31 protein-coding genes are annotated in these 24,613 nt (G+C 68.1%); 6 read left to right on the top strand and 25 right to left on the bottom strand.

What is annotated here, in order from left to right; genetic code table 11:
- Window positions 1-117: 117 nt before the first annotated feature.
- A complete protein-coding gene (locus B9Z03_RS07125) occupies window positions 118-330 on the top strand; it encodes a SlyX family protein (RefSeq protein WP_085463568.1) in 213 nt (70 codons plus the stop codon).
- 6 nt (window positions 331-336) lie between these two features.
- Here the strand turns inward: B9Z03_RS07125 and B9Z03_RS07120 are convergent, their stop codons facing one another.
- Together B9Z03_RS07120 and B9Z03_RS07115 are read right to left on the bottom strand one after the other, a co-directional pair.
- Window positions 337-639 carry a BrnA antitoxin family protein gene (locus B9Z03_RS07120; protein WP_085463567.1) on the bottom strand — a complete coding sequence of 101 codons (303 nt, stop codon included), beginning with the start codon at window positions 637-639 and terminating at the stop codon, window positions 337-339.
- Window positions 636-881 (bottom strand): BrnT family toxin, encoded by a 246-nt coding sequence (locus B9Z03_RS07115; RefSeq protein ID WP_085463566.1) that lies wholly within the window; start codon window positions 879-881, stop codon window positions 636-638. Before B9Z03_RS07115 ends, B9Z03_RS07120 begins: the two co-directional genes overlap by 4 nt.
- Before the next feature lie 112 nt (window positions 882-993).
- On the opposite strand from B9Z03_RS07115, the gene B9Z03_RS07110 reads away from it, so the two are divergent.
- Window positions 994-1,497: an MmcB family DNA repair protein gene (locus B9Z03_RS07110; RefSeq protein ID WP_085463565.1), complete on the top strand. Its 504-nt coding sequence runs from the start codon at window positions 994-996 to the stop codon at window positions 1,495-1,497.
- Window positions 1,498-1,527: 30 nt separating this feature from the next.
- Here the strand turns inward: B9Z03_RS07110 and B9Z03_RS29765 are convergent, their stop codons facing one another.
- From B9Z03_RS29765 to B9Z03_RS07075, 7 genes are all read right to left on the bottom strand, one after another.
- Window positions 1,528-1,665 carry a hypothetical protein gene (locus B9Z03_RS29765; RefSeq protein WP_176247460.1) on the bottom strand — a complete coding sequence of 46 codons (138 nt, stop codon included), beginning with the start codon at window positions 1,663-1,665 and terminating at the stop codon, window positions 1,528-1,530.
- Between the two features lie 64 nt (window positions 1,666-1,729).
- On the bottom strand, window positions 1,730-2,293 hold the full coding sequence (locus B9Z03_RS07105) for an ActR/PrrA/RegA family redox response regulator transcription factor (RefSeq protein ID WP_085463564.1): 564 nt from the start codon (window positions 2,291-2,293) through the stop codon (window positions 1,730-1,732).
- An 80-nt stretch (window positions 2,294-2,373) separates the two neighbouring features.
- Window positions 2,374-3,711 carry an ActS/PrrB/RegB family redox-sensitive histidine kinase gene (locus B9Z03_RS07100; RefSeq protein ID WP_085467530.1) on the bottom strand — a complete coding sequence of 446 codons (1,338 nt, stop codon included), beginning with the start codon at window positions 3,709-3,711 and terminating at the stop codon, window positions 2,374-2,376.
- Window positions 3,712-3,825: 114 nt separating this feature from the next.
- Window positions 3,826-6,408 carry an ATP-dependent helicase HrpB gene (hrpB, locus tag B9Z03_RS07095; RefSeq protein ID WP_085463563.1) on the bottom strand — a complete coding sequence of 861 codons (2,583 nt, stop codon included), beginning with the start codon at window positions 6,406-6,408 and terminating at the stop codon, window positions 3,826-3,828.
- Window positions 6,409-6,410: 2 nt separating this feature from the next.
- Window positions 6,411-7,052 (bottom strand): ATP-binding cassette domain-containing protein, encoded by a 642-nt coding sequence (locus B9Z03_RS07090; RefSeq protein WP_085463562.1) that lies wholly within the window; start codon window positions 7,050-7,052, stop codon window positions 6,411-6,413.
- Between the two features lie 9 nt (window positions 7,053-7,061).
- On the bottom strand, window positions 7,062-8,741 hold the full coding sequence (locus B9Z03_RS07085; RefSeq protein ID WP_085463561.1) for an ABC transporter permease: 1,680 nt from the start codon (window positions 8,739-8,741) through the stop codon (window positions 7,062-7,064).
- A 256-nt stretch (window positions 8,742-8,997) separates the two neighbouring features.
- Window positions 8,998-10,218, bottom strand: a complete 1,221-nt coding sequence (locus tag B9Z03_RS07075) for an ABC transporter substrate-binding protein (RefSeq protein ID WP_244561678.1) — start codon at window positions 10,216-10,218, stop codon at window positions 8,998-9,000.
- A 206-nt stretch (window positions 10,219-10,424) separates the two neighbouring features.
- Here B9Z03_RS07075 and B9Z03_RS07070 point away from each other — a divergent pair, with 206 nt between their 5' ends.
- Both B9Z03_RS07070 and phnN read left to right on the top strand, forming a co-directional pair.
- Window positions 10,425-11,132 carry a DUF1045 domain-containing protein gene (locus tag B9Z03_RS07070; protein ID WP_085463558.1) on the top strand — a complete coding sequence of 236 codons (708 nt, stop codon included), beginning with the start codon at window positions 10,425-10,427 and terminating at the stop codon, window positions 11,130-11,132.
- Complete coding sequence (gene phnN, locus B9Z03_RS07065) at window positions 11,129-11,737, top strand: phosphonate metabolism protein/1,5-bisphosphokinase (PRPP-forming) PhnN (protein ID WP_244561677.1); 609 nt, start codon at window positions 11,129-11,131, stop codon at window positions 11,735-11,737. Before B9Z03_RS07070 ends, phnN begins: the two co-directional genes overlap by 4 nt.
- Before the next feature lie 6 nt (window positions 11,738-11,743).
- On the opposite strand, the gene B9Z03_RS07060 is transcribed toward phnN, so the two are convergent.
- Together B9Z03_RS07060 and B9Z03_RS07055 are read right to left on the bottom strand one after the other, a co-directional pair.
- Window positions 11,744-12,838, bottom strand: a complete 1,095-nt coding sequence (locus B9Z03_RS07060; RefSeq protein ID WP_085463556.1) for an acyltransferase family protein — start codon at window positions 12,836-12,838, stop codon at window positions 11,744-11,746.
- A gap of 70 nt (window positions 12,839-12,908) precedes the next feature.
- A complete protein-coding gene (locus tag B9Z03_RS07055) occupies window positions 12,909-14,003 on the bottom strand; it encodes a zinc metalloprotease HtpX (RefSeq protein ID WP_085463555.1) in 1,095 nt (364 codons plus the stop codon).
- A gap of 492 nt (window positions 14,004-14,495) precedes the next feature.
- Here B9Z03_RS07055 and B9Z03_RS07050 point away from each other — a divergent pair, with 492 nt between their 5' ends.
- Complete coding sequence (locus B9Z03_RS07050; protein WP_139832190.1) at window positions 14,496-14,954, top strand: hypothetical protein; 459 nt, start codon at window positions 14,496-14,498, stop codon at window positions 14,952-14,954.
- Window positions 14,955-15,392: 438 nt separating this feature from the next.
- On the opposite strand, the gene ureG is transcribed toward B9Z03_RS07050, so the two are convergent.
- From ureG to ureC, 9 genes are all read right to left on the bottom strand, one after another.
- Window positions 15,393-16,028, bottom strand: a complete 636-nt coding sequence (ureG, locus tag B9Z03_RS07045) for an urease accessory protein UreG (protein ID WP_085463553.1) — start codon at window positions 16,026-16,028, stop codon at window positions 15,393-15,395.
- Window positions 16,025-16,465, bottom strand: a complete 441-nt coding sequence (locus tag B9Z03_RS07040; protein ID WP_085463552.1) for a DUF3995 domain-containing protein — start codon at window positions 16,463-16,465, stop codon at window positions 16,025-16,027. Before B9Z03_RS07040 ends, ureG begins: the two co-directional genes overlap by 4 nt.
- Window positions 16,462-17,163: an urease accessory protein UreF gene (locus B9Z03_RS07035; RefSeq protein WP_244561888.1), complete on the bottom strand. Its 702-nt coding sequence runs from the start codon at window positions 17,161-17,163 to the stop codon at window positions 16,462-16,464. The genes B9Z03_RS07040 and B9Z03_RS07035 overlap by 4 nt, the downstream gene beginning before the upstream one ends.
- The gene (ureE, locus tag B9Z03_RS07030; protein WP_085463550.1) at window positions 17,156-17,728 is read right to left on the bottom strand and encodes an urease accessory protein UreE; all 573 of its coding nucleotides are present in this window, start codon (window positions 17,726-17,728) and stop codon (window positions 17,156-17,158) included. Before ureE ends, B9Z03_RS07035 begins: the two co-directional genes overlap by 8 nt.
- Window positions 17,725-18,336, bottom strand: a complete 612-nt coding sequence (locus B9Z03_RS07025) for a glutathione S-transferase family protein (RefSeq protein ID WP_085463549.1) — start codon at window positions 18,334-18,336, stop codon at window positions 17,725-17,727. The genes ureE and B9Z03_RS07025 overlap by 4 nt, the downstream gene beginning before the upstream one ends.
- Window positions 18,337-18,364: 28 nt before the next feature.
- Window positions 18,365-18,955, bottom strand: a complete 591-nt coding sequence (locus B9Z03_RS07020) for a hypothetical protein (RefSeq protein WP_085463548.1) — start codon at window positions 18,953-18,955, stop codon at window positions 18,365-18,367.
- A 58-nt stretch (window positions 18,956-19,013) separates the two neighbouring features.
- Complete coding sequence (locus tag B9Z03_RS07015) at window positions 19,014-19,310, bottom strand: putative quinol monooxygenase (RefSeq protein WP_085463547.1); 297 nt, start codon at window positions 19,308-19,310, stop codon at window positions 19,014-19,016.
- Between the two features lie 35 nt (window positions 19,311-19,345).
- Window positions 19,346-19,807: a DUF29 domain-containing protein gene (locus tag B9Z03_RS07010; RefSeq protein ID WP_085463546.1), complete on the bottom strand. Its 462-nt coding sequence runs from the start codon at window positions 19,805-19,807 to the stop codon at window positions 19,346-19,348.
- 74 nt (window positions 19,808-19,881) lie between these two features.
- The gene (gene ureC / locus B9Z03_RS07005) at window positions 19,882-21,594 is read right to left on the bottom strand and encodes an urease subunit alpha (RefSeq protein ID WP_085463545.1); all 1,713 of its coding nucleotides are present in this window, start codon (window positions 21,592-21,594) and stop codon (window positions 19,882-19,884) included.
- A gap of 135 nt (window positions 21,595-21,729) precedes the next feature.
- On the opposite strand from ureC, the gene B9Z03_RS07000 reads away from it, so the two are divergent.
- Window positions 21,730-22,173 carry a hypothetical protein gene (locus tag B9Z03_RS07000; protein WP_244561676.1) on the top strand — a complete coding sequence of 148 codons (444 nt, stop codon included), beginning with the start codon at window positions 21,730-21,732 and terminating at the stop codon, window positions 22,171-22,173.
- A gap of 11 nt (window positions 22,174-22,184) precedes the next feature.
- Here the strand turns inward: B9Z03_RS07000 and B9Z03_RS06995 are convergent, their stop codons facing one another.
- Genes B9Z03_RS06995 through B9Z03_RS06975 form a run of 5 tightly spaced genes read right to left on the bottom strand, consistent with a single transcriptional unit; the run spans window position 22,185 to window position 24,576 of the window.
- On the bottom strand, window positions 22,185-22,505 hold the full coding sequence (locus B9Z03_RS06995; RefSeq protein ID WP_085463543.1) for an urease subunit beta: 321 nt from the start codon (window positions 22,503-22,505) through the stop codon (window positions 22,185-22,187).
- An 11-nt stretch (window positions 22,506-22,516) separates the two neighbouring features.
- The gene (locus B9Z03_RS06990; RefSeq protein ID WP_085463542.1) at window positions 22,517-23,107 is read right to left on the bottom strand and encodes a HupE/UreJ family protein; all 591 of its coding nucleotides are present in this window, start codon (window positions 23,105-23,107) and stop codon (window positions 22,517-22,519) included.
- A gap of 30 nt (window positions 23,108-23,137) precedes the next feature.
- Window positions 23,138-23,389 (bottom strand): DUF1272 domain-containing protein, encoded by a 252-nt coding sequence (locus B9Z03_RS06985; RefSeq protein WP_085463541.1) that lies wholly within the window; start codon window positions 23,387-23,389, stop codon window positions 23,138-23,140.
- Window positions 23,390-23,395: 6 nt separating this feature from the next.
- Window positions 23,396-23,698: an urease subunit gamma gene (locus tag B9Z03_RS06980; RefSeq protein WP_085463540.1), complete on the bottom strand. Its 303-nt coding sequence runs from the start codon at window positions 23,696-23,698 to the stop codon at window positions 23,396-23,398.
- A gap of 14 nt (window positions 23,699-23,712) precedes the next feature.
- Entirely contained in the window at window positions 23,713-24,576 is an 864-nt protein-coding gene (locus B9Z03_RS06975; RefSeq protein ID WP_085463539.1) for an urease accessory protein UreD, read from the bottom strand.
- Between the last annotated feature and the right edge of the window lie 37 nt (window positions 24,577-24,613).

The following is a 24,613-nucleotide window of genomic DNA, read 5'->3' as shown; positions in this document are numbered from 1 at the left end:
TTCCTAGCATGCGGCGGGTTTCGATGCCAAGAACCCGCCGGGGGCCGATGCCTCGGCGCAGTCTCGACAAAAGGGGCTGTCATTGTCAATTTCGAAACAGCGCTGGAGCATCACGCCATGACGGTTGAAACAGACGAGCGCCTCACCTCGCTCGAAGTGCTTGCCGCCGAACAGGAGCGGACGATCCACGAACTGTCGGCCGAGATCGGCAAGGCCTGGAAGACCATCGACGACCTGACCCGCCGCCTCGACGCCATGTCGCTGCGCCTGACCGGGCTGGAAGAGGCCACCGCGCCGGAGATCCCGGTGACCAAGCCGCCGCACTGGTGAACGTGATCAGCTTGCGGCTTTGTCGAGCGCCTCCGCCATTCTCGCACGCCAGTCGGCGCCCTTGGACTTGAATTTCTGGATAGTCTCGGAATCCAAGCGAAGGGTGACGGCCTCCTTCGGGCTCTCGATACGCGGCCGGCCGCGAGACCGCTGCAATGTTTCGTACAGCTCAGGCATAGCTTCCCGGAACGGTTTTGCCTGCCGCAGCTCCTCTTCCGTCAGTTCCGGGCTGTCGACTGCGTCCCAATCTTCCTTGCTGTAGCCGCGACCGGGCTGGAATTCCTTCAGGAGTTTGATCTTCTTCGTCATATCAGGTTCCTTTCCTTGGCACCGGCGGGTCGCATCGACATCACCGACAGCGCCTCGCGTCCGAGCGGTCGGAAGACCACGGAGATCTTGCGGCCTTCGAGATACCCCACCGCCATCCATCTCTCGTGCTTGGCGGGAATAACCGTTGACGTCTCGAAGAACATTTCGGTCAGCGCGGCGAAATCCAGGCCGTGCTTGTCGAGATTGGCGATCCGCTTCAGCTCGTCCCAGAGTATCTCCATTTCATTTCCGTACACGAAAAAATGCTCCGAGTCATCAACTCGGCGTATGATTGAATTTCGCCCGGCACTTGGGAATATTGTCCTCCCGCGCCGAATCCCCTAACCTCCCCCGATGCCCATCGTCTCCCCGATCAAGCCTCCCAACCCGCTGGTGGACGGCCGTCAGTCCGAGCGCGCCATGCTGGTCAGGCGCGGGGTGCAGCGGCTGTTCCTGGAGATGGGCGCGACGATCCTGCCGGAGCTGTGCCTGGTGACAGGCCGCCGCGCCGACCTCGTGGCGCTGATGAAGAACGGCGACGTCTGGATCATCGAGGTGAAATCCTCGATCGAGGATTTCCGCGTCGACCGCAAATGGCCGGAATACCGCCTGTTCTGCGACCGCTTCTTCTTTGCCACGCATCCGGACGTGCCGGCCGGGATCTTCCCCGACGAATGCGGCTTCATCCTCTCCGACGGCTACGGCGCCGAGATTCTGCGCGACGCGCCGGAACACAGGCTCTCCGCCCCGACGCGAAAAGCGCTGACGTTGCGCATGGCCCGCACGGGCGCTGCGCGCCTGATGGCCGCCGAGATGGCCGGCATCGCGATCCAGCCTGTGGACGGCGAGAGCGAGTGAGAGCCATGGCGAACGTGAGGAAAGGCCAGCTCACAACCGCCCGCGAATGGTGGAGCACCTGCGCTGGACGAAACGCGACTTCTGGAAACGCGAGAGGAAGGCCGGAAAGGTCATCGCCACGGTCGAAGCCGCCTCGTCCCGCGATCCGACCAGGACGGACCCGGTCAAGTAGATCGCATCCGCCGTTCAGACCGGCCTTACCCGCTTGCGGCCATCGGACGGAACCCGCCCCCTACCGCGGCGCGCGCTTCGCCAGTATCCGCTGCAGCGTGCGCCGATGCATGTTGAGCCGCCGTGCCGTCTCCGACACATTGCGGTCGCACATCTCGTAGACGCGCTGGATGTGTTCCCAGCGCACGCGGTCGGCCGACATAGGATTCTCGGGCGGCGCGATCGGTTCGGAGCCGGTGCGGGTCAGCGCGGCGACCACGTCGTCGGCGTCGGCCGGCTTCGACAGGTAGTCGATGGCGCCCAGCTTCACGGCGGTGACGGCGGTGGCGATGTTGCCGTAGCCGGTGAGGATCACGGTGCGGGAATCGGCCCGCTTCTCGCGGATGGCGGCGACGACGTCGAGGCCGTTGCCGTCGCCGAGCCGCATGTCCACCACCGCATAGGCCGGCGGACGCGCTTTGGCCTTGGCGACGGCTTCCTCGACGCTCTCGGCGGTTTCGACCGCGAAGCCGCGGCCTTCCATCGCTCGCGCAAGCCGGGTGAGGAACGGCTTGTCGTCGTCGACGATGAGGAGGCTTGCATCCTCGCCCGGAGCCACCGCCGGTTGTATCGTGTCTGCCGTCATGGCGCCCTGTCCCTTTTCCCTGCTTCTTCTTGTCGCACTATAGGCGACACGCGGCTCATAATCCAAGCATTGCGCCGGCTTCAAGAAGCGATCTTCGCAGGTTCTTCCGGCGCGTCGCGCAGGAACACCTCGCGCGGCCATACGACCTCGACCAGCGCGCCCTTGCCGCTCTCGCTCGCATTGCGGAACGAGACTGCGGCACCTGAGCGCTCCAGCAGCGTGTTGGCAATGAACAGGCCGAGCCCCAGGCCGCCGCCCGACTGGCCGTCCGCCGCCCCGCCACCGGGCCGCGTGGTCATGTAGGGCTCGCCGATCCGGTCGAGCACCTCCGCCTGGAAGCCGGGGCCGTCGTCGATGATCACCAGGCTGATATTGGACTGGTTCCAACCCCAGCGGATCGTCACCGTCTCTCGTGCGAAGTCGACGGCGTTTTCCACCAGGTTGCCGAGGCCGTAGATGACGCCCGGATTGCGCCGGCCGACCGGCTCCGGCCCGGTCTTCTCGCCCGCCTCGAGCTGGATGCGGATGCCGAAGTCGCGGTGCGGCGCGATCACCTCCTCGATCAGCGAGGACAGCGGCAGCCGCGCCATGTGCTCCTCGGACGTGGAGGACAGGCTGGTCAGCCGCTTCAGGATCTCGCGGCAGCGCTCGCTCTGGGTCCTGAGCAGCGTCACGTCCTCGGCATATTTCGGGTCGCTGCCCAGCGCGCGTTCCATCTCGCGGGCGACGAGCGCGATGGTGGCGAGCGGGGTGCCGAGCTCGTGCGCGGCGGCCGCTGCCAGCCCGTCGAGCGCGGAGAGATGCTGCTCGCGCTGCAGCACCAGCTCGGTCGCCGTCAGCGCATTGGCGAGCTGGCGCGCCTCCTCCGCCACGCGCCAGGCATAGACAGCGGTGAAGACGATCGTCGACACTACCGCGATCCACAGGCCCGCGACATAGATGAACGGGATCGGGAACTCCGCGTTCGGATACCAGGGCAGCGGCAGGTGGAAGAAGGCCAGCACCGTCGTCGCCAGGATGGCGATGACGCCCAGGCCCGTGGTGAGCTGGAGCGGCAGCGACGTCGCCGAGACGACGACCGGGACGGCGATCAGCACGGCGAAGGGGTTCGTCATGCCGCCGGTCATGTAGAGCAGGCCGGACAGTTGCAGCGTGTCGAACAGCAGGATGCCCATCGCCGCGTATGGCTCCAGCCGGTGCGTCGAGGGATAGCGGAAGGCGAGCAGCAGGTTCAGCCAGGCCGAGCAGGCGATGAGCGCGAAGCAGAACCCGACCGGAAGCGGGAATCCCATCCAGTAGGCGACGACCATCACAGCCGCGCTCTGGCCCGCGACCGCCAGCCAGCGCAGCCGGATCAGCGTGTTGAGGCGCAGGCGGCGTGAGAGTTGCGGGTCCGGGGCGCGCAGGTCGAGCAGCATCGCGCTCTTATGCGCCGGCTTCGCCGCAAGGCCAAGCCTCGGCATGTCCTCGTCAAAGAGATTGCGCCTCCCTTCATCGTCGGCGCCAAGCAGGCAAGGCCAGAACCTCGCCGCTCACGTCCCCCGCGGCTTGGCCCGCGCGGTGGGCGCCGCCTGGCGCGGGTCTTCCGGCCACACATGCTTGGGATAGCGGCCGCGCATGTCGGAGCGCACGTCCGCCCACGAGCCACGCCAGAAGCCCGGCAGGTCGCGCGTGGTCTGGATCGGCCGGTGCGCCGGCGACAGCAGCTCCAGCGTCAGCGGCACCGTGCCGCCGGCGATGGAGGGATGCGTGTCCAACCCGAACAGCTCCTGCACGCGCACCGCCAGCACGGGCCATTCCTCTTCGTAGCGGATCGGCAGGCTGTTGCCGGTCGGCACGGTGAAATGGGTCGGCGCAAGCTCGGCCACCTTGCGCTGCAGGTCGTAGGGCACCAGCGACATCAGCCCTTCCGTCAGCACCGACGGCGCGATGCGCGACAGCGACGCGGCACCCGGCAGATAGGGCAGCAGCCAGTCGTCCAGCCGCGCCACCAGCGCCTCGTCCGATACGTCCGGCCACGGCGCGCCGAGACCCTTGTGCAGCCAGGCGAGCCGCCGGCGCAGCACCTCGGCGGATTTCTCCCACGGCAGGATCGCGAGCCCGTTCTGCCGCACCGCCTCGACCACGGCGCGGTCGGCGTCGACGCCGGTCGGCGGCGGCAACTGGCGCTCGCCCAGCTGGATCGCGCCCAGCGTCACCGCCTCGCGCACCCTGACGGCGCGCTTTTCCGGATCGAAGGAGACCTCGATGCGCCGCGCGATACGGTCGCCGAGCGCCGAGCGGATTTCGTCCTCGGTCACCGTCGCCGCCGTAACGATCCGCGCATTCTGCGCCTTACCCTGCAGATCGGCCACGACGAGGAACGCCGCTTTCGCCAGTGGATCGGTCTCGTCCACCGTTGCTCCCCGCCCGTTCGCCAGCACAAACCGCCCCAACGCCCCGCGTGCCTTGGCGACGCGGTCGGGCCAGGCGAAGAGGAGGAGTGAGCCGGGAGAGGTTGGAGCGGTAATACCCCCACCCCGTACCGGGTGAGCCGACGAGCTGCCCCCACCCCGTAACCCTCCCCGCAAGGGGGAGGGGGATTCTGAGACGTTGGCGCCTCCCTCCCCCTTGCGGGGAGGGGTACGGGGTGGGGGCAGCTCGTCACGCGCAGCCCTCGCCAATCGTCTCGCCAACGCCTTCGCATTCTCCGCCCTTGGCGAGCGATCCCGCCGGAATCCCTCCAGCCGCCGCTCCAGATCCGCGCTCGGCCCACCCAGCCCGCGCTCCGTCAGCAGCACCGCAAGCTCGGCCGCCGCCTGCGCCTCGCCCGACTTCGCCGCCTCCGCCACCATGTGCGCCAGACGCACCGGCAGCGCCAGGCCGCGCATCGCCTTGCCGCTATCGGTCAGCCGCCCCTCGCCGTCGATCGCGCCGAGCTCGCGCAACAAGGCGCGCGCTTCCTCCAGCGCCGGTTTCGGCGGCGGGTCGAGGAAAGCGAGCGTCGAAACGTCGGCCACGCCGAAGGCGGCGGCGTCCAGCACAAGGCCGGACAGGTCCGCCTCCAGGATTTCCGGAGGTGTGAAGGCCGGCAGCGCCGCCGTCTGCTCGGCACGCCACAGGCGGATGGCAGCGCCAGGCTGTGTTCGCCCGGCGCGGCCGGCGCGCTGGTCGGCGGAGGCGCGCGAGACGCGCACCGTCTCCAGCCGCGTCAGGCCCGTCGCCGGCTCGTATTTCGGCAGCCTCGACAGGCCGCTGTCGACCACCACCCGCACGCCGTCGATGGTGAGCGACGTTTCCGCGATCGAGGTCGCCAGCACGATCTTGCGCCGCCCGGCCGGTGCGGGGCGGATCGCGGCATCCTGCGTGCGTGCGTCGAGATTGCCGAACAGCGGCACGATGTCGGCATTGGCCGGGATGCGCCCTTCCAACCGTTCGGCCGTGCGCTCGATCTCGCGCTGGCCGGGCAGGAAGGCAAGCACAGACCCCTCCTCCTTTGCCAGCGCGCCGCGGATCGCGCGCGCCATCGCGTCCTCCACCGGCTCGTCCGGCCCGCGCTCCTCGTGGCGGATGTCGACCGGAAAGCTGCGACCCTCGCTCTCGATCACCGGCGCATCGCCCAGCAGCGACGCCACCCGCGCGCCGTCGATGGTCGCCGACATCACCAGCAGCCTGAGATCCGCCCTCAGCGCGCCCTGCACGTCGAGCGCCAGCGCCAGGCCGAAATCGCCGTCGAGCGAGCGTTCGTGGAACTCGTCGAACAGGATCGCCGCAATGCCGGTCAGCTCCGGATCGTCCAGGATCATCCGCGCCAGCACACCCTCGGTGACGACGAGGATTCGTGTGCGCGGCCCGACCTTGCTCTCCATCCGCATCGCATAGCCGACCGTGCCGCCGGGTTGCTCGCCGAGCAGCTCGGCCATGCGCCGCGCCGAGGCGCGGGCGGCGATGCGGCGCGGCTCCAAAAGCAGGAGTGTGCCGTCGCCGCGCCACGGCTCGTCCAGCAGCGCCAGCGGCACCAGCGTCGTCTTGCCGGCGCCCGGCGGCGCGACCAGCACGGCCGACGAACGCTCGCGCAAGGCCGCGAGCAGGCCGGGCAGCGCCTCGGTGACAGGGAGCGTAGGCAGGTCGCGCATTGTCACGCCCCGATCCGCACGACCGGACCGCCGGCCGCGGCCGCATCCGCCTCGTCATGCGTAACGAGGATAACCGGCAGGCCCGACGCCTTCGCTTTGCCGAACACCAGCTCGCGCATCTGCTGCCGCAATTCCGCGTCGAGGCGCGAGAACGGCTCGTCCAGAAGCAGCATGCGCGGCGAAGAAAGCAGCGTGCGCGCCAGCGCCACCCGCGCCTTCTGGCCGCCCGACAGCGTGTCGGGATCGCGCTCGCCGAGCCCCTCCAGCCCGACATCCGCCAACGCTTCCTCGGCGCGGGCGCGGCGTAGCGCCCTGCCTTTCACCTCGGCCGGCAGCGCGAAGGCGACATTGCCGGCCACCGTCATGTGCGGAAACAAAAGCGCATCCTGAAACAGCAGGCCGGCGTGGCGCTCCTCTGCCGGCAGGCGGGTGATGTCGACGCCGTCCACGCTCACCTTGCCCGAGGCCTCGAAGGCCGGATCGAGGAAGCCGCCGACATAGGCCAGCAGCGTCGACTTGCCCGAACCCGACGGGCCCATGACGGTCAGCACCTCGCCCGGCGCCACGGCATGCGTGATCGAAACGAGCACGCGCCCGCCGAGCGCGATCGTCACGCGATCCAGCATGAGGCCTTTCTCGGACATCGGGTTCCGTCAGTATCGCAAGGCGCGGAAGCGCCGCCATAGCAGCGCCGGAACCAGCGTGGCAATCGCGAAGCCGATCACCGGCAGCAGCATCTGCAGGAAGGCATAGACGCCGATGACACGCCGGTTGCCGCCCGACGCAAGCGCCACCGCCTCGGTGGTGATCGTCGGCAGCCGCCCGCCGGCGACCAGCAGCGTCGGCAGATACTGCCCGATCGACACCGCAAAACCCACCGCCGCCGCGACGAGGGTCGGTCGCGCGAGGATCGGCAGCCTGACCGAGACCAGCGTACGCAGCCGGCTCTTGCCGAGCCCGGCTGCGACCGCGTCGAAGCGCCGGTCATAGGCCCGCCACGGGTCGGAGAGCGACAGGAAGACATAGGGCATGACGAAGACGAGATGCGCCAGCACCAGCGACGGCAGCGAGGCGTTCAGCCCCGCCAGCAGGAACAGCAATTGCAGCCCGAACAGGAACGCCGCCTGCGGCACGATCAGCGGCAGGTAGACGATCGCCAGCGCCCCCCGGCCGGCCGCGCGGCCGGTCCGGTCCTCCCGTATCAGGCAGAGGATCGTCACCCAGACCGCGACCGCCGTCGCGATCGCCGCGACGATCAGCGTCGTCGCCAGCGGCCCGCCCGCGCGCGGAAGCACCTTCATCCAGGTCGAGAGCGTCCATTCGCCCGGCAGCGCATCGGGAAACTGCCAAAGGCCGGCGACCGACCAGATGCCGAGCGTCGCCAGCCCGGCCATTACCACGAAGCCCGACAGCGACATTGCCCCCAGCCCGGCATAGCGCACCGCGCCGTCGCGCCGGGCGCGACAGCCTTGCTCGCACAACCGGTCACGGACCGCGGCCGCAGCCCGCTCCACCGCGATCCAGATCAGCAGCGCCAGCGCCGTGAGGCCAAGCTGCAGCACCGCGCCGGCCGAGGCCTTGAAGCGCATCGACAGGTCCGGATCGCTCATCCAGCCGACGATCCGCACGCCGAGCGTCGCCGGGCTGGTCGGCCCGAGGATCGCCGAGACGTCGACCACCGAGGTCGAGAAGGCGAGCACCGCGAACACCGCGAGGCGGATCTGCCGGTAGACCGCCGGCCATGTCGAGAACAGGAACCCCGCGACCCTGCCATAGCCCAGCGAAGCCACCAGCGCCGCCCGCGGCGCCGGGCTTGCCTGCTGGAGCGCCGCGAGCGCCACGAGGAACAGGAACGGGATCTCCTTCACCGCCAGCCCCGCCACCAGCGACAGCCCGAGAGGATCGTTGACGATCAGAAGATCGGGCGGCTGTTCCCAGCCGGTCAGTCCGGGCGAGAGGAGCCTGGCGATCATGCCTGACGGGGCGATCAGGAACGCCAGCCCGAACGCCGCCGCCGCGTGCGGCAGCGACAGCAGCGGCGAGATCAGGTGCTGCACGCGCGCGAAGGTCTTGGTCCCCGTCCATCCGGCCAGGAACAGCGCCACCACCAGCACCGAGAGCGCCGTCGCCGCCAGCCCCGTGCCAAGGCTGAGCAGCGCCGACCGCACGATCGCCGGCTCCGCCGCCAGCTGCCGCAACGGCTCCAGCGACATCGCCTCCCCACCCAGCGCCGGCAGGTATCCGAAGGCCGGCAGCAGCGTGCCGAGAAGCCCCGCCAGGATCGGCCCGGTCAAGAGCAGGATCGCCAGCGGCGGGCCGAGGCGGGTCAGCATGGCAGGGGGAAAGGGGTTTGCGCGCGCGATGCGGATCGCCGAAGACCGACGGCGCCGATACCCCCCTCTGGCCTGCCGGCCATCTCCCCCTCAAGGGGGGAGATCGGCTCTCGCGAGAGCTTTCGCCTGTCGCCTGCATTCGGGAATGGCCGATGCCGTTGAAGCTGCCAATCTCCCCCCTTGAGGGGGAGATGGCCGGCAGGCCAGAGGGGCGTGTGGACGGCCGAAACCACTGCGAAGCGGTTTCTACCGTCTCTCAATTCGCAGCCCCATAGCGTCGCTTCCACTCCGTCTCGATGCGCTCCATCCAGCTCGGATGCGGCTCGTCGAGCGCGGGACCCAGCTCCTCCGGCTTCAGCGTCGCGACGCCGAGGTCCAGCGCCGCGAAGGCAGCCTTTGCCTCCTCCGGCAACTTGTCCACCGCCAGCACCGTCGGATCGCCCCACACCTTCGGGTCCTGCTTGCGCGCCTGCGCCTCCGCCGAGATCAGGAAGTCGGCCAGCACCAGCGCGCCGGCCTTGGCGTTCGCGTTGAACGGGATCGCGACGAAATGCGTGTTCGCCAGCGTCCCGCCCGGGAAGGTGAACGAGCGCACCGTGTCCGGCAGTTCCCCCGACGCGATCGCGCTCGAGGCCTCGGACGGATTGAAGGCGAAGATGATGTCGACCTCGTAGTCGGCCAGAAGCTGCTTCATCGCCGGATAGTTCTGCGGAAACGCCTTGCCGGAGCGCCACAGCACCGGGTTCAGCGCATCGAGATAGTCGAACAGCGGCTTGGTCACCTCGGCGAAGCTCGCCTCGTCCACCGGCTGCTGCAGCAGCGCCTTGTCGGCGATCTTCTCGGCCAGCACCTGCTTGAGGAAGGACGAGCCGACGAAGTCCGGCGGCTGCGGATAGGTGAAGCGGCCGGGATGGGCCTTCGCCCACTCCAGCAGCCCGTCGGCCGATTTCGGCATCGTGGCCGCGTCGGTCCGGGCGGAATCGTGGAAGAACACCAGCTTCGCCATGCCCCACGGGCTCTCCAGCCCCTCGACCGGAATGGTGAAGTCGGTGCGGATGGTCGGCTTGTTGTCGATGTCGACATAGCGCCAGTTGGGCAGCTTCTCGGCCCAGCCCGGCGACATCAGCAGCCCCTCGCGCTTCATCGAAGCGAAGTTCTCGCCGTTGATCCAGATCAGGTCGACTGCCCCGCCCTCGCTCCTGCCCGCCGCCTTCTCGGCGACGACGGTGCCGACGGCCTTGGCGGTGTCGTCCACCTTCACATGCACGACCTTGACGCCGTAGCGCTTCTCGACCTCGTCGCCGGCCCACTCGATATAGGCGTTGATGTTCTCCGCCCCGCCCCAGGCGTTCCAGTAGACCGTCTCGCCCTTCGCATCCTTCAGCACCTCGTCCCAGCTCGCAGGGTCCGGATCGGCGGCGAAAACGGCACCGGTCAGGGCGAACAGCGAAACGGCGGCGGACAGCAGCAACTTCAAGGCAACCTCCCGAAAAGACACCTGCTTGTGCGCATCCGAACCGAAAGCGTCAAAGCACATTGCGGCGCGCACATTCACATCGGCGTGTGCCGTCGGACATCGCAGCAGCCGCCTTTCGCTTAGCCGATTTATTTCCCCCGGCGGCATCCGCTTCGTCAAACTGTCATGCAAATCACCTATTTGGACCGGTCAGGCGAGGACAAGCAATGCGCTATGCGATCTACTACAGTCCGCCCGAACGGAGCGAGCTGGCGATAAAGGCCGCCGCCTGGCTCGGCCGCGATGCGTTCACCGGCGAGAAGACGGCGCCCATCGCGTCGGGCCCTCTGTCCGCCGGCGAGGTCGCCTATCATACTGCATCCGCCCGGCGATACGGCTTCCATGCGACGCTGAAGGCGCCGTTCCGGCTGGCGCCCGGCGAGAGCGAGCCGGCGCTCGCCGCCGCGGTCGACGCCTTCGCCGCCGCCGCCACGCCGCCGGTGATTTCACAGATCGCGCTGAAGCAGATCGACGGCTTCTTCGCCCTGGTGCCGGCCGAGCGGAGCCTGCCGCTGGAGAGCTTCGCGACCGACATCGTGCAGCAGTTCGACCGCTTCCGCGCGCCGCTGTCGGAGACCGACCTCGCCCGGCGCAACCCCGACGCGCTGTCGCCGCGCGAGCTGAACCACCTGCAGCGCTGGGGCTACCCTTACGTGCTCGACTGCTTCCGCTTCCACATGACGCTCACCGGCCGCGTCGGCGGGTCGGACGTGCCACGCGTGCGCGAGGCGATCGAAGCGCATTTCGGCGACGTCATCGGCGCGCCGCTCAGCGTCGACACGCTGGCCGTCTTCGTCGAGCCGGATTCCGGCGGGCCCTTCATCGTCTGGTCCTCGCACCCGGTCGGCGCCGGCCGCGAGCGGCGCTTCGCGTGAGCGCGTCCCCGATGGCGTCGAGGCCCGGCCTGTGGCGGGGACCGATCGGGCCCGGCGCCTTCATCGCCGTCATGGGGCCGAGCGGCTCGGGCAAGGATACGCTGATCGGCGAGGCGCGCCGCCGCGTCGATCCCGAGCGCACCTTCTTCGTCCGCCGCATCGTTACGCGCCCGGCCGACGGCGCGGCCGAGGACCACGACACGATGAGCCGCGAGGCCTTCGCCGCCGCCGACGCGGCGGGCGCCTTCGCGCTTTGCTGGGCGGCGCACGGGCTGAGCTACGGCCTGCCGGTCGAGGTCGACGACGCGATCAGGCAGGGCCGCACCGCCATCGCCAACGTCTCGCGCGCGGTGCTGCCGCTGCTGCGCCAGCGCTACCGCACCGTCGTGGCGGTGCATGTCTTCGCCGACCCTGCCATCCTCGCCGAGCGGATCGCCGGGCGCGGGCGCGAGAGCGGCGAGGCGATCGCCGCGCGGGTGGCGCGCGATCCCGGCATCAGCCTCGCCGGCGACGACATCGTGCGCATCGACAATGGCGGCGAGCTGGCCGTCGCGGTGGACAGGATGGTCAGCACCATAGAGGCAACGCTCGCGCCGCAGCCCTGAGCAACCTCACGCGGCGCTGCGCACCCTGGCGGGCGTGTCGATATGCGCCCAGTCCGGCCGCTCGAACAGGAACCTGCCCCAGCCGCTCCACTGCACCAGGCCGTAGAGCACCGCCGGTCCCGCCACCGCCACGATCATCACCAGCACGGACATCGTGCCGACGTCGGGCACGATACCGCTCCTGATCAGCACGACGCGCGTCACCGCCATCGGCAGGAAGAAGGCGAGGTAGACGACGATCGAATGCTCGCCCAGCCAGCGCAGCCATTCGGTCCAGCGCCGGCCCGACAGCAGCGTCGACACCGCCACCACCGCCAGCAGGCCGGCCGAGCCGAGAAGCAGCGACAGGACAGGCAGTTCCGCCAGCCCGCCCTGCGCGCCGGTGTTGCCGAGGTCGGGCTGAAGATAGGGGACAAGGGCCGCCGGCGCCGGCGTGAACACGAACCAGGCATTCACCAGCGCCCACAGTGCCATCAGCGCCAGCGTCCTGCCGGGATTGGCTGAAAACCAGTCGGCAATGCGGAACACGTTAGCGGCCAGCACGTAGCCCGCATAGAAATAGACGAAGCGGGCGCAAAACTCGTCGAACACCACCGATCCGGTGGCGACCGGCAGGATCTCCAGCAGCGCCGCCCAGGCGAGCACGATCCAGACCGGAACATTCTTCACCAGCCGGGTGAAGACGAAGAAGATCGGCAGCAGGTAGACGAACCACAGCGTGCCGAAGGGCTGGACAAAGGCCAGCAGATAGTTCCACGCCGCGCTGGCAATGCCCTCCTCCATCGCCATGCCCGGCGCCTTGAAGGCGAACTGGATCGTCAGCCACAGCACGTAGAAATAGGCGAAGTGCACCACCTTGCGGTCGAGATAGCGCAGCCAGGGCCGGTCGATGACCAGGCCGAGGAACAGGCCGGAGATCAGGAAGAAGTCGGGCATCCGAAACGGTCGCGCCCAGGCGACGACATAATGCATCCAGCCCTTCTCGCCGACCGCGAGCTCGACGCCGAGCGTCGCATGCACCATCACCACCATGATGATGCAGATTCCCTTGGCGATATCGACCCAGGCGACACGGGAGCGTTCGGCGGCAGCGCTTTGCATCGGGGCAGCATGCCTCAAAAGCGATAGCGGCCGGTTAACCCGAGATCACATTCGTGTCAGCAGGCAGCCCTCAGAAGTAGATGCCGCCGCGCATAGGCCGGATGCGCGGATTGCCGTCGGCGTCGGCAAGGCCGCCGGGACAGGCGAATTCGTCCGCCGTCACCGGCATCTCCATCGCCTGCAGCGGCATGAAGGCGGCGAGGTCGGGATGGCGCGGCCGGATATGCGGCACGATGCTGGGCCGGTGCTGCGGCGGCGGCATGGCGGGGCCGTCCGGACCGAGGTCGACCGGTCCGCCGCGCTTCAGCGCCATCAGCCGCGCAACGCGCTCCTCCGTCGCCGGATGGGTACGCAGCACGGAGGGCACCGGCGTGCGGCTGCCGGGCAGCATCAGGCTCTCCCAGTACATGCCCTGCGCCTTCTCCAGCCGGCGGAGCGCCGAGGCGAGCCCGTCCGGGTCGCCGGTCAGGATCGCCGCATGCAGGTCGGCGTCGAACTCGCGGGTGCGCGACAGGGAAAGCTGCAGCAGGCCGCCGAGCGTCGGCGCCAGCACCAGCAGCGCGACCGCCGGCCACGGCACCATCGCCTCGCCGCCGCCCGCGACGCCGAACAGGTTGAAGAACAGGGCGAAGATGCCGAAGGTCGACCACAGCGAGGTGAAGCGCGAAACCATGTCGGCGAAGGCCATCACCTTCAGGTCCTCATTCGCGATATGGCTGATTTCGTGCGCCAGCACGCCGGTGAACTCGCGCACCGTGAGATTGCGCGCCAGCGCATCGGTGATCGCGATCGCCGAATCCTGGCGGCTGCCGACCGCAAATGCGTTCATCATCTTCGACGGCACGACGTAGAGAGCAGGCGCATGCTCCAGCCCCGCGCGGGCAGCCAGCCGCTCCACGATGTCGAAGCCGCCGGGAAAGCTCGCCCGCGAGACCGGCCGCGCCTTGTACATCTGCAGCACCACCTTCGGGCTGACCCGCCGCGCCGCGATGCTGGTCAGGAACCCGAAGCCCGCCGCGAAGAGGAGCCCGAGTCCACCCGCGAGCGCAAAAGCCGTCGCCGCCAGGAGCAGCAGGCTGCCCGTGCCCAGAAGCCAGGTATGGATCGTATTGCGCGCGCCGGAGCGCAACTGCTGGACGCGGTCGAGACGCAGGGGGTCGTTCATTGGTCTAATATGGGGTGAGACGACAGTTCGCCAAAGGCGAAATGACAGGTCCGGCGGACCTTTCATAGCCGTCGAACGGGCGGAAGCCGCGCAGCAACACGACGCCGCACCAGCTCAGCATCCTCCCCGCCTTCGCCACTCGCTTCCTACTCTGCGCGCCCCCTCCACCACTACGTGGTCCCCCTCCCCCGTAAACGGGGGAGGATCCGGTGCCTCGCCGCCTTCCGCACGCATCCGTCATCAAAGGAACAAGAAGCGACGGCCGAGCGCGTAGATCCTCCCCCGTTCACGGGGGAGGGGGACCACGTAGTGGTGGAGGGGGCGGGCGAAAGCCTACGTCTGACGAAGCACGGATCAGCTTTCAGATGGATCGATTTTCACTCCCTCTCCGCCAACCCTTTGTCTAGGTTAGAGATTCTCACAGCCGAAACTTTTTCCATCCCCACCCTGCCAGCATGCCCGAAACTGTGTCCGGTCAAACGGGAGCCGGCGATGGGCTGGAGGGCGAAGGCGGGGAGGCAACAGGCGGTAAAGGCGCGGATCGTCATGCGCCTGTTCTCGATCGCCGACATGGCCGAACAGGCCGCCGGCCGCTCGTTCTGGGTCCGCTGGTACGTGCTGTGGGCTGCTTGGCAGGCCAATACGCTGCTGAGCGCCTATGTCGAAGGCACGCTCCGGAGCTTCGCACGCAGGCCCTGGACGCCGGTCATGATGCCGGCAGGCTTCGGCAGCACTCCCTTCGATGCGGAGGACCTTGCAGATTCGCTCAGGGCATTCGGGCTCTACATGCAGGCGGTGGCGGCGCAGCTGTGCCGGCTGTCGTTCCTGCACCGGGGGCTGGCGTCGGACGAGGCCGGGAATGAGGGCGCCGCGATCCACGGCCTGGGCGCGCTCATCGCAAGGTTCGCCATATCCGCCGCCGTTCCGGTCGAGTTCTGCGACACGTCCTGAGGCGCGCCTGTCGTATCCTTATCGCAGTGTCATCGCAGATGAGATCGGCCTTCCCTTGCACGGGGAGGACAATTTCGCACGCCCGTCTTTCCGGGGCCGCGCAGCGGAACCCGGAACCCAGAGCGCCGGGCAAGCAGGCAGTTCAACGACTGTGGTGACCATGTCGGAGCGCAGGTGAGTGCAGTGCGCAGGCGTTGGCGCGCTGGATTCCGGGCTCCGCTGCGCGGACCCGGAATGACGGCGGTGAGATGCCGGCGCTCGCGCGCGTCGCTTCCGCCGCCCTATATCTCTCCGAAATCCTCCGAGCGGCTTTCGCCGTGGATCGCGGGTCCCCGCCCGATGTCCGGCGTGAAGCGCGGTGCGAACTTCCGAGACATCGCGCCCGCCCCGCCCTTCGGACAGTTACCCCCGTGAACGGGGACAAGGACCCCGCCAAACTCACGCCGCGCCGCGCACCTCGCGGGCTTCGAGGCCGCCATCCTCCTCGATGAAGGCGATCACCTCGTCCAGGCCCTTGCCGCGCGAGAGATCCGTGAAGCCGAAGGGGCGCTTGCCGCGCTGCTTGCCGGCGTCGCGCTCCATCACGTCGAGATTGACGTTCACATAGGGCGCGAGGTCGGACTTGTTGATGACGAGGAAGTCGGAGCGGGTGATGCCCGGCCCGCCCTTCCTCGGGATCTCCTCGCCCTGGCAGACCGAGATGACGTAGAGCGTGATGTCGGCGAGGTCGGGCGAGAAGGTGGCGGCGAGATTGTCGCCGCCGCTCTCGATGAAGACGATGTCGAGGTCGGGGAACTTGCGGTTCATCTCGGCGATCGCCTGCAGGTTGATCGAGGCATCCTCGCGGATCGCCGTGTGCGGGCAGCCGCCGGTCTCCACCCCCATGATGCGCTCCTCCGGCAGCGCCTGGAGGCGTGCCAGCATCATCGCGTCCTCCTTGGTGTAGATGTCGTTGGTGACGACGGCGATCGAATAGCGGTCGCGCAGCGCCTTGCAGAGCTTCTCGGTCAGCGTCGTCTTGCCCGAGCCGACAGGCCCGCCGATGCCGACCCGAAGGGGTCCGTTGGGGTTCATGACAATGCCCTTTCGAAAGCGAGAACGAGGAAGCCCGCGCCGAGCGCGAGGCAGAGCGGCGAGAAGAAGCGCCGGTCGTTGGTGGCGAAAGGCTCTTCCGGGGTCAGCCGCCGCCAGGCCGGCGTGAAGCCGGCGATCCCCCGCGCGAGGAAGACCAGCGCCAGCATGACGGCGCCCGCGACGAGGCCGGCGAGCTGGAACGGCGAGGCGAACAGGCCGGCCAGGGCCGCCGGCCAGAGCGCGGCGAGCACGAGGCAGGCGGCCACCGCGAAACAGGCCGTGGGAGAAGGCGTCGCGTCGACGCCGCGAAAGCCCACGACTGCGCGGGCAAGCGAACGCTGGTCGGTTCCCGGCCAGACGCCGCCGATCCCCCAGTAGACGTGGAGGCCCGCGACGAATGTCAGAACGACGGTCAGGGCAAGCGCGATCAGGGTCACGTCCTGAACAGCCTCGAATAGTGCGTTTCGTGCTGCATCGCAGCGATCTCGGCCATCATCGTCGCCGAGCCGAGATCGTCAAGCGTGGACTGTGTCGCACGCCCCGCCACACCGGACAGCACCGTCTCGAGCGAGGCCAGCGTCGCCATCGCATCGACCTGGCCGATGACGCCCAGCCGGATCGCCGCCTGGATCTGGTTCGAGGCGAAGGCCTGGAGGAAGGCCGCGAGCGCCGGGCGCAGGTCGACGCCATGCGCTCCGGCGACGGCCCCGACCGCGACCGGATAGGCGCAGTCGGCCGGAAGTTCGGCAAGGGCGGGGTGCGGCCATGCCGCCGCCGCCTTCAGGAAGGCCGAACCCTGCAGCATCGTCTCCATGTGCCGCTCGCGCGACCCGGCCAGGGCCTCGGCGAGTTCGCAGAGTTCCGCGAGTGCAGGATCGTCTTCGGGTGGCGCGAGGGCACCCCCCTCTGGCCTGCCGGCCATCCGCCGGTGCGCCTCGGCAAAAAGCACGGCGTCGTTCCACGCCGATCCGCGCTTGATCAGGTCGACCAGCCATTGGCGCAGGCCGGCGGCCTCGCCGACCAGTTCGCCATGCGCGGCCGTCTCCAGCCCGTGGCTGTAGCTGAACGAGCCGATCGGAAAGGCCGGCGACAGCCAGGCCATCAGGCGCAGCAGCGCCGTCTGGCCGTCAGGCATGGTTGTGGCCGTAGTGCGGATCGCCCGGAAGCCGGCCGAAGCGATCGGCCTCGCCGTGATGGTGGTCGTGACCGTGGCCATGCGAATGCCCGCCGGAATAGGCGCCGCGGACCGGATGGAACGGCTCGGACACCTCCGTCACCGTCGCACCGAGCCCCTCGAGCATCGCCTTGATGACATGGTCGCGCAGGATGAGAATGCGGTCTTCTTCGATCTGGGCGGCCAGATGCCTGTTGCCGATGTGCCAGGCGAGTTCGGCCAGATGCACCGGGCCTTTCGCGCGGATGTCGTAGACCTCTTCCTCCGCGGCGATGATCTCGGCGTGACGGCCGTCGTCCAGCACCAGCACGTCGTGGTTCTCGAGCTGGACGGCATCGGGCAGGTCGACCAGCACCTTGTCGCCGTGAACGAGTTCGACCACGCGCCGGCGCAGGTGCCGATCCTCGTGATCGAGCACGGCAAGGTCGAACGGGATGATGCGCGCGCCTTCCGACAGATCGGCGGCGCGGATGATGCTGCCGGCGCGCGGCATCTTGGTGAAGTCGGTGTTCATCGACAGTTTCATGCGGCCTGAACCTCTTGCTCGCGTTCTTTCGCCCGCGCCAGGGCCGGGCGGGAGAGCACGCGCTCGAAATAGTCCGCAACAGCGAGCGACGCCACCTCGAACTTGCCGCTCTTCGCCCATTGGCCGCAATGGCCGAGGATCACGTCGACCGCTGAGAAGCGGTCGCCCAGCGCATAGGGACGGCCTGCCAGCTTGGCCTCCAGTCCCTTGATCTCGGCGGCGAATTCGTGCCCGACCCAGGGCGCGACCTCGGCCCGCAGCTCGGTCGGCAGCAGGAAGCGGTGCTTCAGCTTGTTCCACATCGGCTGCTCGAACTCGGACAGCGCGTAGAGCATCCATGACATCATCTCGGCGCGGCCTCGAAGTCCGGGGTTCGGGCCGAGTCCCTTGTCGGCATGTTTCTCGCCGAGATAGGCGCAGATGGCAGCGGAATCGGTGAGCACGAAGTCGCCGTCGACCAGCGCCGGCATCTTGCCGGTCGGATTGTAGCGCTTCATAGTCTCCGAATACTGCTTCGCCCTGACAATCTCGTAGGGCTCGCCGAGCTCCTCCAACAGCCACGTCACCCGCGTCAGCCGCGAGCCCGCAGATCCAACGGCCTGGTACATTCGCTTCACCCTCCCGCCTGGAAGCGCCTCACCCGATGTCGTCGAACAGGCGCAGGATCCAGACTATCTGGTAGATCAGCGCCAAGGCAACAAAGGCGAGGTGGAAGCGGCGGCTGGTGGTCATCGCCGCGACGAGGCTGAGCGCGATGAAGATCGGCGTGCGCACCAGATATTCCGTGCCGAACCTGGCGAAATGCTCCTCGCCCTTGATCATCGTGTCGATCACGTCGAGCACGTAGGTGGCGGCCAGGATGCCGAAGAACCAGCCGCGCCGCTCGTAGAAATAGTCCTCGTAGCTCTCGTAGTCCCGCATCGAATCGGGAAACAGCAGCGCGCAGAGCAGGAACAGCAGGATCGCGTAGGCGATCACGAACAGGTAGATCGGGAAGGTCCAGTGCTGGATGGTGTGCAGGCCGAACTGCCACCACCAGAAATGCACCAGCACCAAAAGCAGCATCGCCGACCAGGCGAGATGCACCGGATAGAGCGGGTATTGCGTCGGATGCTGGACGATGCGCGCGAAGCCCGACAGGATGCGCGTCACGCCGAGCCCCACGACCATGCCCAGCACCACGCGGACATGGGGGAAAACGTCGGCGGCGGAAGCGTGCGGTTCCATGACGGATCGATAGCGCCGCAGGCCGGCTGCATCAACCCGTCGCGCGCTGCGGCGAAGCTCAGAACTCCTCGATCTTCTCGGGGTGCACGATCTCGATCTTGCGCGACGCGGTGAACGGCGCGCTCGCCTCGCGCCAGGCTTTCAGGTGCGGCTGCTTAGAATGCGCCGTCAGCGCCTCGCGCGTCGCCCACTTCTCGACCACGACCAGCTTGTCGGGATTGTCCAGGCTGGAGAACATCTCATAGGCGATGCAGCCGTCCTCTTTCAGCGTCTCGACGCGGCAGGCCGCGGCGGCCGCGCGGATGGCGTCGACCGAACCGGACTTCAGCTCGATGGTGGCGACGACGTAGATCATGCAACTCTCCTCCAGGCACTTGCTTGCCGGGGGATTTATCCTGCGTCGGGGAGCCAGTTCAAGTCGAGAACCTGCTCGATCGTGAAAGGGCAGGTCGTGGGGAACACCGTCTCGGGGAGGCCGGTCTCGTCGGCAGCCTCCGGAATCGCGTAGGCGTATTCCTCGGCGAGTGCCTTCGACGGATGGCCGCGAAGACTCGGACTTTCCTTGATTATCTTCGCGATCCCCTGCCGTTGTCCCCGGATCGTCGAACGCCAACTTCCACTTCGGCTCTCCGGCTGATGACGCCATTTCAGCAGGTGGACCAACAGCACCTTCAGCCTGTTCTCGATCTCCCGCCGCTCGCTCCGTCCCAAGCTCTCGATCTCCTCGGCAAGGTTCTCGCGATCGAGTGTGTCGAGACGACCTTCGCGCAACATGGCTCCCTGCTCGGCGCACCAGCGAGCAAAGTCCGTTTCGTAGTGCGTCAACTCCTGGAGGCGGAAGACCTTGTTCATGGTATGAGTATCGCGCAAACGACCGTTCTTTTCCAGACGGCGTTACCTGACCTGAACCGGCCGGCTCGCCGCCCTCAAAACAGGAAATACCGCTGCGCCATCGGCAGCACTTTCGCCGGTTCGCAGGTGAGCAGTTCGCCGTCGGCGCGGACTTCGTAGGTCTCCGGATCGACTTCGATGTGCGGCGTCGCGCTGTTCAGCACCATCGATGCCTTGCCGATACCGCCGCGCGTGTTTTCCACCGCGACGAGTTCCTTCTCGACACCGAGTTTCCCGCGCACGCCGAGGTCCACGGCAGCCTTCGAGACGAAGGTGACGGACGATGCCGTCATCGCCTTGCCGTAGGCGCCGAACATCGGCCGGTAATGCACCGGCTGGGGTGTCGGGATCGAGGCGTTCGGGTCGCCCATCGGGGCCGCCGCGATCATGCCGCCAACCAGCACCATGTCAGGCTTGATGCCGAAGAAGGCCGGGTTCCACAGTACAAGGTCCGCCCGCTTGCCGACCTCGACCGAGCCGATATGCTTCGACAGGCCGTGCGCGATGGCCGGGTTGATAGTGTATTTGGCGATGTAGCGCTTGACCCGGTAATTGTCGTTGTCGCCGGTCTCCTCCTTCAGCCGGCCGCGCTGCAGCTTCATTTTGTGCGCGGTCTGCCAGGTGCGGATCGCCACCTCGCCGACACGGCCCATCGCCTGGCTGTCGGAGGAAATGATCGAGAAGGCGCCGATGTCGTGCAGGATGTCCTCGGCCGCGATCGTCTCCTTGCGGATTCGGCTCTCGGCAAAGGCGATGTCCTCGGGGATTGACGGCGACAGGTGGTGGCACACCATCAGCATGTCGAGATGCTCTTCCAGCGTGTTGACCGTATAGGGCCGCGTCGGGTTGGTCGAGGACGGGATCACGTTCGGGAAGCTCGCCACCTTGATGATGTCCGGCGCATGCCCGCCGCCGGCACCCTCGGTGTGGAAGGCGTGGATGGTGCGGCCCTTGATCGCCGCGACCGTGTTCTCGACGAACCCGCTCTCGTTCAGTGTGTCGGTGTGGATCATCACCTGGACGTCATAGTCGTCGGCGACGGATAGGCAGTTGTCGATCGCGGCCGGCGTCGTGCCCCAGTCCTCGTGCAGTTTGAGCGACGAGGCCCCGGCCTCGATCATCTCCACCAGCGCGCCCGGCAGCGAGGTGTTGCCCTTGCCCGACAGGCCGATGTTGATTGGCACCGCGTCCATCGCCTGGATCATGCGGCTGATGTGCCAGGGGCCCGGCGTACAGGTTGTGGCCAGCGTGCCGTGCGCCGGACCGGTGCCGCCGCCGAGCATGGTCGTCATGCCCGACATCAGCGCCTCGTCGATCTGCTGCGGGCAGATGAAATGGATGTGCGCGTCCATGCCGCCGGCCGTGAGGATCTTGCCCTCGCCGGCAATCGCCTCCGTGCCCGGGCCGATCACGATCGTCACGCCGGGCTGGGTGTCCGGATTGCCGGCCTTGCCAATGGCATGGATGCGGCCGTCCCTCAGGCCGACGTCGGCCTTGTAGATGCCGGTCGCGTCGACGATCAGCGCGTTGGTGATCACCGTGTCGACCGCGCCGCCTGCGCGGGTGACCTGGCTCTGGCCCATGCCGTCGCGGATGACCTTGCCGCCGCCGAACTTCACCTCCTCGCCATAGGTGGTCAGGTCCCTTTCGACCTCGATGATCAGGTCGGTGTCGGCAAGCCGAACCTTGTCACCGGTGGTCGGACCGAACATCTGGGCATAGGAGGCGCGGGAAATGCGGGCGGGCATGGGTCAGGCTCCGGTATGAGCGTGCTGAAACGGGGCGATGGCGGATCGCGAGGGGAACCATCCGCAACGCGGGCGGTTTCCAATGATCCGGACACGAACGAGACGAGGTGAAAGATGTTGCGACGAGCCATGTTCATGGCCCTGCTTGCGGCGACGACGGCCGCGGGTAGCGCATCCGCGCAAGGACTGGACGCCGAGGGTGCGATCGACGCTATCGTCGGCTCCGAGATTCGCGAGCAGGAGAGCTCGGCCAGCGTCGACCACGGCAAGATCGTCGAAGCGATCGACAATGCTGGCGAAAGCGCGGTGGCGGTGCGCAAGGTCACCGACGTCAGGAGCGTTGATATCGTCTTCCTGCCCGACGCGGCGGCGACCGAGGGCGGTCCTCCGTCCGAGATCGACGCCAAGCTGAAGGAGCGAGAAAACGAGATCGCTTCGCTGCGGCAGGAGCTCGAGGGCAATGCGCTGCTCTTCCACGCCATCGATTCGCGACAAGTGCTGATGCGCGACGTGCTCGCGGTAGAGATCGGCGACGACCGGCGCGTCGTGGTCTACGCGGCCGCGAAGCCGGCGGGCTGAGCCCCCGGTCCTCACAGCTTGCCCATCACCTTCTGCTGGAAGCCGTAGACCTCGCGTTTTCCGCCGAGCGGCACCAGCGTCACGTCGCGCTCCTGGCCGGGCTCGAAGCGCACGGCGGTGCCGGCGGCGATGTCGAGCCGCATGCCGCGCGCCTTGGCGCGGTCGAAGCTCAGGCCCTCGTTCGTCTCGAAGAAGTGATAGTGCGAGCCGACCTGGATCGGCCGGTCGCCGGTGTTGGCGACCTTGAGCGTCACCGTCGGCTGCCCGGCATTGAGCTCGATGTCGCCCTTGGCGGTGATGATCTGGCCGGGAACGAAATCTCCGAGAATCATGGAATCCCCCCTCAGCCCGCGAAAGCGAGCCAGAGCCCGCCCGCCGCCGTCAGTGCGCCGGCCGCGCGGGCCGCGACCTGTCCGTAGCGGCTGCCAAGCCCGATCCCGAGCAGGACGCCGGCGGCGTGCAGGAGCGCGGTCGCCGCCGCGAAGCCGATCGCGAACTGCCATGCTCCAGCCTCGCCGAGTTCGCCGCCGTGCGCATGGCCGTGGAAGAAGGCGAAGAAGCCGACCATCGCCATGGCGGCCACCGTCGGTACACTGAGCGCGACCGCCGCCAGCAGGCCGATGGCCACCACGGAGGCGAGGATCACAGGCTCGACGACGGGCAGCGGCGCTCCCAACATGGCCGCGCCGAAACCGGCGAGCATGGTGCCGACGAAGGCGGCGGGCACCAGCCAGACCGCCCGGCGGTCCGTCCCCCTCGCGAGAAGCGCGGCCCACAGGCCGACCGCCACCATCGCCAGGATATGGTCGAAGCCGAACAGCGGGTGCGAGAAACCTGCCGCGAACGAGCCGTGCTCGGCCGGGTTGAGATGCGCGAAGGCCGGGGCCACGCCCACGCCGAGCCCCGCGAAGGCCAATCCGATCCGCTTCATCATTTTGTCGTCCCCTTCTCTGTCAGTCGCCGTTCAAGCCGCCCGCTGCGGGCAGCCCTCGGCCTTCAGCACGCGGCGCTTGGAGGCCGGATATTTCTGGAGCATTGCTGCCGGCCGCAGGGGCCGGCGCACAAGGTTGCCGCCGCAGTTCGGGCAGACACCGCCGAGGGTCCGCTCCGCGCAGTCGCAGCAGAACGTGCATTCGAAGGTGCAGATCATCGCGGCCGCGCTCTCCGGCGGCAGGTCGCGGTCGCAGCACTCGCAATTCGGGCGCAACTCGAGCATGCCGGCCTACCGGATCGGCTCGTGCACGGTGACGAGCTTGGTGCCGTCCGGGAATGTCGCTTCGACCTGGATGTCGTGGATCATCGAGGCGACGCCGTCCATCACCTGGTCGCGGGTGAGGACATGCGCGCCCGCCTGCATCAGGTCGGCGACCGAGCGGCCGTCGCGCGCACCTTCCACGACGAAATCGGTAATCAGGGCGATGGCCTCCGGGTGGTTCAGCTTCACGCCGCGCTCAAGCCGCTTGCGCGCGACGATCGCCGCCATGGCGACCAGCAGCTTGTCCTTTTCCCGCGGTGTCAGATTCATGCGTCCTCCGAATGCTATGTTGACCAGACTTTAGGCAAAGCTGCCTGTGCGTTGAGCAGGTCCAGCAAGGGAACCAGCCGCCGCCTCAAGTCGTAGCCATCGCTTGCGACAAGCCTCGCAAGAAGCTTGCCATTCGCCGCCTGCGCATCGCCGCGCAGCGCCCAGAAGCTCACCCCGCCCGTCTCGCCGACGATCTCGCGCGCCCTGCCGAGGCGCTCTTCCGCCTCGGGCGCGATCAGCAGCACGGTGGCGAAAGCGGTGCCCCCGTCCGCAACCGCGGCGCGGGACAACTGGCCGGCGACATCACCGTCGTAGGCGATCGCGTCGGCATGGACGAGACGGCCGCCGGAGCGGATGCGCCAGACGTCGCGGAACTGCGCGGTCGTGACCACCTCGCCCATCGCGCGACGGCCGAAGATGACGGATTCGACGATGAGTGCGGTCGCGCCCGGCGCAAGGTCGACGTCCAGCCGCCGGTGCAGCGCCGAACGGTCGTAGAGGATGGTTTCCTGCGGCAGCCAGGCGAGGTGGCCGCCTGCCGCCACCTGTGCGGAGGTCCGGATGCGGGCGACGCCGCCGGCCGATCGATAGGCTTTCTCGCAGGCCTGTGTGGTCAGGACCGCGGCCGCGCCGGTTCCGACCTCGATCTCCCATTCGAGCCGGTCGCCGCCGGTCATGCCGCCCGCCGTGTTGATCAGGATCGCCTCGAGAGCGCCTGTCGTTACGGTGGGCATCCTGATCTTCGCCGCGCCCTGTTGGAACAGCCGCTCCAGACGCGTGCGGCCGCCTTGCGCGGCCACGGCGAGCCGGCCCAGCGCCTGCACGCGTTGCAGTGTTGGCTCCGTCAAAGGGTCGGCTGGGATCGAAACGCGGATCATCGGCAGCGAACCTAGGCGCAGCGCGACACCGCTGTCG

Source organism: Mesorhizobium australicum (assembly GCF_900177325.1).
In the GTDB taxonomy this organism is placed as follows: Bacteria; Pseudomonadota; Alphaproteobacteria; order Rhizobiales; family Rhizobiaceae; genus Mesorhizobium_A; species Mesorhizobium_A australicum_A.
The sequence above is the reverse complement of the archived record's forward strand: the minus strand, read 5'-3'. Positions and strand labels throughout refer to the sequence as shown.

Excerpts from the sequence above, each read along its gene's own strand:
- hrpB (WP_085463563.1), bottom strand. The coding sequence starts at position 6,408 with ATGCGCGACCTGCCTACGCTCCCTGTCACCGAGGCGCTGCCCGGCCTG.
- B9Z03_RS07070 (WP_085463558.1), top strand. The coding sequence starts at position 10,425 with ATGCGCTATGCGATCTACTACAGTCCGCCCGAACGGAGCGAGCTGGCG.
- B9Z03_RS06990 (WP_085463542.1), bottom strand. The coding sequence starts at position 23,107 with ATGATGAAGCGGATCGGATTGGCCTTCGCGGGGCTCGGCGTGGGCGTG.
- B9Z03_RS07090 (WP_085463562.1), bottom strand. The coding sequence starts at position 7,052 with ATGTCCGAGAAAGGCCTCATGCTGGATCGCGTGACGATCGCGCTCGGC.
- ureC (WP_085463545.1), bottom strand. The coding sequence starts at position 21,594 with ATGCCCGCCCGCATTTCCCGCGCCTCCTATGCCCAGATGTTCGGTCCG.
- B9Z03_RS07060 (WP_085463556.1), bottom strand. The coding sequence starts at position 12,838 with ATGCAAAGCGCTGCCGCCGAACGCTCCCGTGTCGCCTGGGTCGATATC.
- B9Z03_RS06980 (WP_085463540.1), bottom strand. The coding sequence starts at position 23,698 with ATGAATCTGACACCGCGGGAAAAGGACAAGCTGCTGGTCGCCATGGCG.
- B9Z03_RS07055 (WP_085463555.1), bottom strand. The coding sequence starts at position 14,003 with ATGAACGACCCCCTGCGTCTCGACCGCGTCCAGCAGTTGCGCTCCGGC.
- B9Z03_RS07125 (WP_085463568.1), top strand. The coding sequence starts at position 118 with ATGACGGTTGAAACAGACGAGCGCCTCACCTCGCTCGAAGTGCTTGCC.
- B9Z03_RS07110 (WP_085463565.1), top strand. The coding sequence starts at position 994 with ATGCCCATCGTCTCCCCGATCAAGCCTCCCAACCCGCTGGTGGACGGC.
- ureE (WP_085463550.1), bottom strand. The coding sequence starts at position 17,728 with ATGAAACTGTCGATGAACACCGACTTCACCAAGATGCCGCGCGCCGGC.
- B9Z03_RS06975 (WP_085463539.1), bottom strand. The coding sequence starts at position 24,576 with ATGATCCGCGTTTCGATCCCAGCCGACCCTTTGACGGAGCCAACACTG.
- B9Z03_RS07035 (WP_244561888.1), bottom strand. The coding sequence starts at position 17,163 with ATGCCTGACGGCCAGACGGCGCTGCTGCGCCTGATGGCCTGGCTGTCG.
- B9Z03_RS07010 (WP_085463546.1), bottom strand. The coding sequence starts at position 19,807 with ATGAACAAGGTCTTCCGCCTCCAGGAGTTGACGCACTACGAAACGGAC.
- B9Z03_RS07105 (WP_085463564.1), bottom strand. The coding sequence starts at position 2,293 with ATGACGGCAGACACGATACAACCGGCGGTGGCTCCGGGCGAGGATGCA.
- B9Z03_RS07100 (WP_085467530.1), bottom strand. The coding sequence starts at position 3,711 with ATGCTGCTCGACCTGCGCGCCCCGGACCCGCAACTCTCACGCCGCCTG.
- B9Z03_RS06995 (WP_085463543.1), bottom strand. The coding sequence starts at position 22,505 with ATGATTCTCGGAGATTTCGTTCCCGGCCAGATCATCACCGCCAAGGGC.
- B9Z03_RS07015 (WP_085463547.1), bottom strand. The coding sequence starts at position 19,310 with ATGATCTACGTCGTCGCCACCATCGAGCTGAAGTCCGGTTCGGTCGAC.
- B9Z03_RS07050 (WP_139832190.1), top strand. The coding sequence starts at position 14,496 with ATGGGCTGGAGGGCGAAGGCGGGGAGGCAACAGGCGGTAAAGGCGCGG.
- B9Z03_RS07120 (WP_085463567.1), bottom strand. The coding sequence starts at position 639 with ATGACGAAGAAGATCAAACTCCTGAAGGAATTCCAGCCCGGTCGCGGC.
- B9Z03_RS07020 (WP_085463548.1), bottom strand. The coding sequence starts at position 18,955 with ATGGAACCGCACGCTTCCGCCGCCGACGTTTTCCCCCATGTCCGCGTG.
- ureG (WP_085463553.1), bottom strand. The coding sequence starts at position 16,028 with ATGAACCCCAACGGACCCCTTCGGGTCGGCATCGGCGGGCCTGTCGGC.
- B9Z03_RS07000 (WP_244561676.1), top strand. The coding sequence starts at position 21,730 with ATGGCCCTGCTTGCGGCGACGACGGCCGCGGGTAGCGCATCCGCGCAA.
- B9Z03_RS07025 (WP_085463549.1), bottom strand. The coding sequence starts at position 18,336 with ATGTACCAGGCCGTTGGATCTGCGGGCTCGCGGCTGACGCGGGTGACG.
- B9Z03_RS07115 (WP_085463566.1), bottom strand. The coding sequence starts at position 881 with ATGGAGATACTCTGGGACGAGCTGAAGCGGATCGCCAATCTCGACAAG.
- B9Z03_RS07085 (WP_085463561.1), bottom strand. The coding sequence starts at position 8,741 with ATGCTGACCCGCCTCGGCCCGCCGCTGGCGATCCTGCTCTTGACCGGG.
- B9Z03_RS06985 (WP_085463541.1), bottom strand. The coding sequence starts at position 23,389 with ATGCTCGAGTTGCGCCCGAATTGCGAGTGCTGCGACCGCGACCTGCCG.